Annotated in this window: 6 protein-coding genes; 4 read left to right on the top strand and 2 right to left on the bottom strand. The window is 66.0% G+C overall.

The window, feature by feature from the left end; all coding sequences use genetic code 11:
- Together ilvD and AC1D00_RS19360 are read left to right on the top strand one after the other, a co-directional pair.
- Window positions 1–1,455, top strand: a 1,455-nt coding sequence (ilvD, locus tag AC1D00_RS19355; RefSeq protein WP_477011760.1) for a dihydroxy-acid dehydratase, incomplete at its 5' end; no start/stop codon positions are given.
- Window positions 1,442–2,263: a tetratricopeptide repeat protein gene (locus AC1D00_RS19360; protein WP_027546585.1), complete on the top strand. Its 822-nt coding sequence runs from the start codon at window positions 1,442–1,444 to the stop codon at window positions 2,261–2,263. The genes ilvD and AC1D00_RS19360, both read left to right, overlap by 14 nt.
- Window positions 2,264–2,279: 16 nt before the next feature.
- Here AC1D00_RS19360 and xth read toward each other — a convergent pair whose 3' ends face one another.
- Window positions 2,280–3,077 (bottom strand): exodeoxyribonuclease III, encoded by a 798-nt coding sequence (gene xth / locus AC1D00_RS19365; RefSeq protein WP_049823691.1) that lies wholly within the window; start codon window positions 3,075–3,077, stop codon window positions 2,280–2,282.
- A gap of 133 nt (window positions 3,078–3,210) precedes the next feature.
- Here xth and AC1D00_RS19370 point away from each other — a divergent pair, with 133 nt between their 5' ends.
- Window positions 3,211–5,538: a hybrid sensor histidine kinase/response regulator gene (locus tag AC1D00_RS19370; RefSeq protein WP_477011761.1), complete on the top strand. Its 2,328-nt coding sequence runs from the start codon at window positions 3,211–3,213 to the stop codon at window positions 5,536–5,538.
- 4 nt (window positions 5,539–5,542) lie between these two features.
- On the opposite strand, the gene erpA is transcribed toward AC1D00_RS19370, so the two are convergent.
- Complete coding sequence (erpA, locus tag AC1D00_RS19375) at window positions 5,543–5,872, bottom strand: iron-sulfur cluster insertion protein ErpA (protein ID WP_011087527.1); 330 nt, start codon at window positions 5,870–5,872, stop codon at window positions 5,543–5,545.
- 111 nt (window positions 5,873–5,983) lie between these two features.
- On the opposite strand from erpA, the gene AC1D00_RS19380 reads away from it, so the two are divergent.
- Window positions 5,984–7,145, top strand: a 1,162-nt coding sequence (locus AC1D00_RS19380; protein WP_477011762.1) for a deoxyguanosinetriphosphate triphosphohydrolase, incomplete at its 3' end; no start/stop codon positions are given.

Below are 7,145 nucleotides of genomic sequence, written 5' to 3' on the forward strand. Positions count from 1 at the left end.
GCCATGGGCCATGACGGCATGCGCTCCTCGCTGCCGTCGCGCGAATGCATCGCCGACTCCGTCGAGCTGACCGTCCGCGGCCATGCCTATGATGCCCTTGTCGGCCTTGCCGGCTGCGACAAGTCGCTGCCGGGCATGATGATGGCGATGGTGCGCCTCAACGTGCCCTCGATCTTCATCTATGGCGGCTCGATCCTGCCTGGCAATTTCCGCGGGCAGCAGGTCACCGTGCAGGACATGTTCGAAGCCGTCGGCAAGCACTCGGTCGGCGCCATGTCGGACGAGGATCTCGACGAGATCGAGCGCGTGGCGTGTCCCTCGGCAGGTGCCTGCGGCGCGCAGTTCACCGCCAACACCATGGCGACCGTCTCGGAGGCCATCGGCTTGGCGCTGCCTTACTCGGCCGGCGCTCCGGCACCGTATGAAATCCGCGACGCCTTCTGCATGACCGCGGGCGAGCAGGTGATGGAGCTGATCGCCCAAAACATCCGGCCGCGCGACATCGTCACCCGCAAGGCTTTGGAGAACGCCGCCGCCGTTGTCGCGGCCTCCGGCGGCTCGACCAATGCTGCGCTGCACCTGCCGGCGATCGCGCACGAGTGCGGCATCAAGTTCGACCTGTTCGACGTCGCCGAAATCTTCAAAAAGACACCTTATGTCGCGGATTTGAAGCCGGGCGGCCGTTATGTCGCCAAAGACATGTTTGAAGTAGGCGGCATCCCGCTTCTGATGAAGACGCTGCTCGACAACGGATTTCTCCACGGCGACTGCATTACGGTCACCGGTCGAACGATCGCCGAAAACCTCAAGAGCGTGAAGTGGAATCCGCACCAGGACGTGGTGCACCCGGCAGACAAGCCGATCACCGTCACCGGCGGTGTGGTGGGTCTCAAGGGCAATTTGGCGCCAGAAGGTGCGATCGTGAAAGTCGCGGGAATGTCCAACCTCAAGTTTACCGGTCCGGCCAGGTGCTTCGACCGGGAGGAGGATGCTTTCGAGGCGGTCCAGAAGCGCACCTACCGCGAAGGCGAAGTCATCGTGATCCGCTACGAGGGCCCCAAGGGCGGCCCGGGCATGCGGGAAATGCTCCAGACCACCGCGGCGCTGACCGGACAGGGCATGGGCGGCAAGATCGCGCTCATCACCGACGGCCGCTTCTCCGGCGCCACCCGCGGCTTCTGCATCGGCCATGTCGGGCCGGAAGCCGCCATCGGCGGCCCGATCGGGCTGCTCGAGGATGGCGACATCATCGAGATCGATGCGGACGTCGGTACCCTTAACGTAAAATTGAGCGACCAGGAGCTTGCCCAGCGCAAGACCAAATGGAGCGCTCGCGCGACTAACCACACGACGGGCGCGCTCTGGAAATATGCTCAGCAGGTTGGACCAGCGGTCGGGGGGGCAGTCACCCATCCCGGCGGTGCGCACGAGAAACAGTGTTATGCGGACATCTAGGCGTGCCATTGTTGCGTTTGTGTTGGGGGCCGGTGCTCTGGCCGCGCCGGCGCTCGCCTTCGACGGCGCGCCGGTCAACCAGAAGGACGCGACCATCCCTGTCGTGACCACCTTGCCGGGGGCCGCGGGTGCGGTGCGCAGCAAGGTGCCGCCGGCGACCCAGGAAACCTCGCTCAGCGCCCTGCAATATGCCGCCGAGGGCGGCCATCCGATCGCGCAGTGGAAGCTCGGCCGCATGTACGCCAATGGCGACGGCGTGGCCCAGGACGACGTGCGCGCCTTCGAATATTTCAGCCGGATCGCCAACGCGCATGCCGAGGACAGCCCCTCGGCGCCGCAGGCGCAGATCGTGGCCAATGCCTTCGTCGCGCTCGGCCGCTACTATCTCAGCGGCATCCCGAACTCGAAGATCAAGCCGGACCAGGACCGGGCGCGGGAGATGTTCTCCTATGCGGCCTCCTATTTCGGCAACGCGGATGCCCAGTACGATCTCGCCCGGCTGTACCTGAAGACGCCGGACGCCTCGCGCGAGGATTTCCGCTATGGCGCGCGCTGGCTCGGGCTCGCCGCCCAGAAGGGCCAGCACGAGGCCCAGGCGCTGCTCGGCCAGATGCTGTTCAACGGCGACCGTCTGCCGCGGCAGGCCGCGCGCGGCCTGATGTGGCTGACGCTGGCGCGTGACAGTGCCGGTGCCGAGGAGACCTGGATCAAGGAAAGCTACAACCGCGCCTTCGCCAAGGCCTCCGACGACGACCGCGCCATGTGCCTGCAAATGTTGGAACAATGGGTGCAGGGCCGCCGCGAGTGATCCCCAGGAGACGGCGTCACGCCGCCTCGAGATCCAGATCCGCCCATACTGGAACGTGGTCCGACGGCTTCTCCCAGCCGCGCACATAGCTGTCGATCCCGACATTGGCGAGCTTATCGCTGGCCTGCGGCGACAGCAGCAGATGGTCGATGCGCAGCCCCTGGTTCTTCTGCCAGGCGCCGGCCTGGTAATCCCAGAAAGTGTAGAGCCCCGGCTCGTCGGTCACGGCCCGCAAGGCGTCGGTCAGGCCGAGGCCGAGCAGGGACTGAAAGCTCTCCCGCGTCTCGGCCTTGAACAGGGCGTCCTCAGTCCAGGCGGCAGGATTGGAGACGTCGCGGGCATGCGGAATGACGTTGAAGTCGCCGGCGAGGATCAGCGGCTCCTCGGTCTTGAGGCGCTCCTTCGAATACTCAAGAAGCCGGGACATCCATTTGAGCTTGTAGGGATATTTCTCGGTCCCGACCGGATTGCCATTGGGCAGGTAGAGGCAGGCGATGCGCAGGACGCCGGATTTGAGCGTCACCACGCCCTCGAGGAAGCGGGCATGCGCATCCTCGTCGTCGCCGGCCAGCCCCGACTTGGTCTCGTCGAAGCGGAGCTTCGAGAGCAGGGCGACGCCGTTGAACGTCTTCTGCCCGTGCGTGACCACGTTGTAGCCGAGCGCCTCGATCTCCAGGCGCGGGAACGCCTCATCGACGCATTTGATCTCCTGGAGGCAGACGATGTCCGGCTGGCACTCCTTCAGCCAGGTCAGGAGCAGGTCGATCCGCTGCCGGACCGAGTTGACGTTCCAGGTGGCTACTCTGATGGGCATTTCGACGGCTCCGGGCAGGGGCACCCGTTAGAACAAAATGCAAACGCCCCCGTCAAGGACGCCGCAAAATCTCCCACAAAATTAACCCGGCTTAAGCGGGCCGCAGGCCATTGATACGGAAAAGGTTCCATGGATGGGTTGGCGGGTCGAAACTTCACAACGAGCTGAGCCGCGCGACGGGCTGGTCGGCGCGTTCCTGTATTGGCTCGGCGGCTTCGAGATCGAGGACGGCCTGACCGCCGATCTCAGCGAGCGCGAGCTGGGACGGATCCGCGCCAAGCAGATCGACGCGGTAACGCGGCTGATCCCGGTGACGATGGCCGTCACACTGCTCAACGTCGCCATCGTGCTGATCCTGTTCTGGGGTAGGGGCTGGAACGACTTCCTCGCGATCTGGGGCCTGACGCTCGCGGCCACCGCCTCGCTCGCGGTCCGTTCGTGGCGGCGGTCGTATCGGAGCCCGCCGCAGGAGGCTTCGCCCCGCGCCGCACGGCATATGCTGCGGCAGGCGTTCTTCCTCGCCGCGATCTGGGCCACGCTGCCACTCGCGCTGTTCAGCCACATCGAGCCGACCAGCCAGCTGATCCTGGCCTGCCTGATGGTCGGCGTGATGTCCGGCGGCGTCTTCACGCTCTCGACCTTCCCGCGCGCCGGCCTCGTCTATCTCGCCACGATGACGGTCGGCTGCGCCGGCGCGCTGCTATTGTGCGGCGCCGGGCCGTATCTGGTGACCTCGGGGTTCCTGCTGCTGTTCGCGTTCTTCATGGCGCGCAACATCGTCTCGCAAGGCAATTTGTTCCTCGGCAATCTCAAGTCCCAGCTCGAACTCGAGCGGCAGACCGAGATCATCTCGCTGCTGCTGAAGGATTTCCAGGAGAACGCTAGCGACTGGCTGTGGCAGACCGACGCCGAGGGACACCTGATCGACGTGCCCGAGCGCTTCGCCGATGTCGCGCAGCTGCCGCTTCCGCTGCTGAAGGGCTCGCTTTTCGCCGACGTGCTCGACATGCTCTGCCCCGAGGACAAGGGCGCGGCCTACAACATCGTCGGCCTGATGGAACATGCCGAGCCACTGCACGAGATGAACCTCAAGGTCGTTGCCGGCGGCGAGGCGCGGCTGTGGTCGCTCACCGCGAAGCCGGCCTACGACCGCGACGGCCAGTTCCTCGGCTATCGCGGCTTCGGCCGCGACGTGACCGAGCGCTGGCGCGCGGAAAAGGCCGAGGCCGAGAGCCGCGCCAAGTCGGACTTCCTCGCCGTGATGAGCCACGAGATCCGGACGCCCATGAACGGCGTGCTCGGGCTTGCCAGCATGCTGCTCGAAACCAAGCTCGATCCAGAGCAGCGCGAGGCCGTCACCACGATCCGCGAGTCCGGCGACAATCTGCAGCGCATCCTCAACGACATCCTCGATCTGTCCAAGCTCGAGGCCGGCCGCTTCGCATTCGAGGCGATCGACTTCGCGCCGCAGGCGCTGGTCGAGACGGTCGCGACCGTCGTGCGCGCGAGCGCCAAGAGCAAGGGGCTCACGGTCAAGGTCGAGCTCGATCCGAACCTGCCGCCGACGCTGCGCGGCGACGTCGCGCGCATCCGGCAGGTGCTGCTCAACCTCGCGTCCAACGCGGTGAAGTTCACCGACGAAGGCGAGGTGACGATCTCGGCCACCTGCCAGGCGCGGCGCGACCTGCTGGCGACCGTCGAATGGACCGTCACGGACAGCGGCATCGGCATCGCCCCCGAAAAACTCGGCCAGCTGTTCAGCGATTTCGCCCAGGCCGACGCCTCGATCAGCCGGCGCTTCGGCGGCACCGGGCTTGGGCTTGCGATCTCCCGGCGCATCATCGAGCAGATGGGCGGCACGATCGGCGTCACCTCGACGCCGGGCGAGGGCTCGACCTTCCGCTTCACGCTGGTGCTGCCCTGGAGCCAGGCGCCGGTATCAGACCAGGCGACCGGCCGCGACGAGGCCGACGAGCTCAAGGTGCGTATCGCCGAACTCGACCGGCCGTTGAAGGTGCTGGTCGCCGAGGACGATGCCGTCAACCGCATGGTTGTGAGCAAGATGCTCGGTGCCTTCGATGTCGAGCTGCGCGTCGTCACCGACGGCGTCGAAGCCGTCGCTGCGGCCTCGGAGGGCGATTACGATGTCGCGCTGATGGACGTGCGCATGCCCGATATGGACGGTCTTGCGGCAACCCGAGCGATCCGCGCGCAAGGCGGCCGCTTCGAGGCCCTGCCGATCATCGCGCTCACCGCCAACGCCTTCCCCGAAGACGTCAGGATCTGCCGCGAGGCGGGCATGTCGGACTTTCTGGCAAAGCCGCTGCGCAAGCCCGCGCTGGTCGCGGCATTGCTGCGGGCGCTAAACCACGTGGCGTCGGACGACGCGCCGCTTCAGCCGGAGCTGATGCCGGTCGAGGTCGAGTGGAGCGAGGAAGAACGGCAGATCACCGGCGCGTAGGCGCTCAGATCGAGAAGCTGGTCCCGCAGCCGCAGGACGCCGTCGCGTTGGGATTGTTGACGCGGAACGAGGCGCCGATCAGGTCATCGACGAAATCGACCTGCGACCCCGCCAGGAACGGCTGGGAGGCGGAATCGACCAGCACCACCGCATTGTCCTGCTCGATCACGAGATCGTCGTCGGTGCGGTCGCGGTCGATGTCGAACTTGTACTGAAAGCCGGAACAGCCGCCGCCCTCGACCGAGATGCGCAGCATCGCGCCTGACCCTTCGCCCTTGAGGATCTCCCCAATCCGGCGTGCGGCCCGGTCACTGATGGTCACGGCAGTCGTCATTTCCGGTCTCCGATCGTCGGCGGCGTCATACCCAATTCATTTGGTATCCCGCATCCGGCATAGTTAAGTGCCACCATACGCAGAATCAAATGGATAGGGACTAAATTCGCCGTGTCCGTCGGAATGGCTGCCCCCCACGCGCCCTATGCCTGCGACCCCGATCGCAGCCGCGGCCGGCTGGTCGCCGAGCCCCCGAGCCGGACCCGCAGCCCGTTCCGCCGGGATTGCGACCGGGTGATCCACTCCACCGCGTTCCGCCGCCTCAAGTACAAGACCCAGGTGTTCGTGTTCCACGAGGGCGACCATTATCGGACCCGGCTGACCCATTCGCTCGAGGTGGCGCAGATCGCCCGCGCGCTGGCCCGGCAGCTCGGGCTCGACGAGGACCTCACGGAAACCCTGGCGCTGGCGCACGATCTCGGCCATCCGCCGTTCGGGCATGCCGGCGAGCGGGCGCTGGATGCCTGCCTGAAGGAGTTTGGCGGCTTCGACCACAATGCCCAGGCCTTGCGCGTCGTCGCGGCGCTGGAGCACCGCTATCCCGAATTCGACGGCCTGAACCTGACCTGGGAGTCGCTGGAGGGCATCGTCAAGCACAACGGCCCGCTGACCGATCGCAGCGGCGCGCCGGTCGGACATTATCGTGAGCATGGCATTCCCGTCGGCATCGCCGACTACATCAAGGTCTACGATCTCGAATTGTGGAGCTTCGCCTCGCTCGAAGCACAGGTCGCGGCGATCGCAGACGACATCGCTTATGACGCCCACGACATCGACGATGGTCTGCGCGCCGGCCTGTTCGATCTCGACGATCTCAAGGTGATGCCGCTCACGGCCGAGATCATTGCCGAAACCTCGGCGCATTATCCCGCGCTCGAAGACGTCAGGCGCGGCGCCGAGCTGGTGCGCGAGCTGATCTCGCACCTGATCGGCGCGGTGTTTGCGGAGGCGCAGAAGAACCTTGCCGCCACCAAGCCGCAATCGGCCCGGGACGTGCGCCAGCAGAGCCGGGCGCTGATCGCGTTTCCCGCTGACGTCGCCGAGGAGGAGGCCGCCATCAAGCGCTTCCTCTACCAGCACATGTACCGCCACAAGCGGGTGATGCGGGTGATGGGGGAGGCCGAACAGATCCTGTTCGACCTGTTCGCGAAATATTTGAAATCGCCGGCCGAGCTGCCGCCGGAATGGCTGCTGGGGGCGGAGGCGGATGATGAGGCCGACCGGGCCCGGCGGATCGGCAATTTCATTGCCGGAATGACCGACCGTTTCGCCC

The sequence above is a fragment of the Bradyrhizobium sp. P2_E8 genome (assembly GCF_056403875.1).

Coding starts and splice junctions, on each gene's coding strand:
- xth (WP_049823691.1), bottom strand. CDS start 3,077: ATGCCCATCAGAGTAGCCACCTGGAACGTCAACTCGGTCCGGCAGCGG.
- AC1D00_RS19360 (WP_027546585.1), top strand. CDS start 1,442: ATGCGGACATCTAGGCGTGCCATTGTTGCGTTTGTGTTGGGGGCCGGT.
- AC1D00_RS19370 (WP_477011761.1), top strand. CDS start 3,211: ATGGGTTGGCGGGTCGAAACTTCACAACGAGCTGAGCCGCGCGACGGG.
- erpA (WP_011087527.1), bottom strand. CDS start 5,872: ATGACGACTGCCGTGACCATCAGTGACCGGGCCGCACGCCGGATTGGG.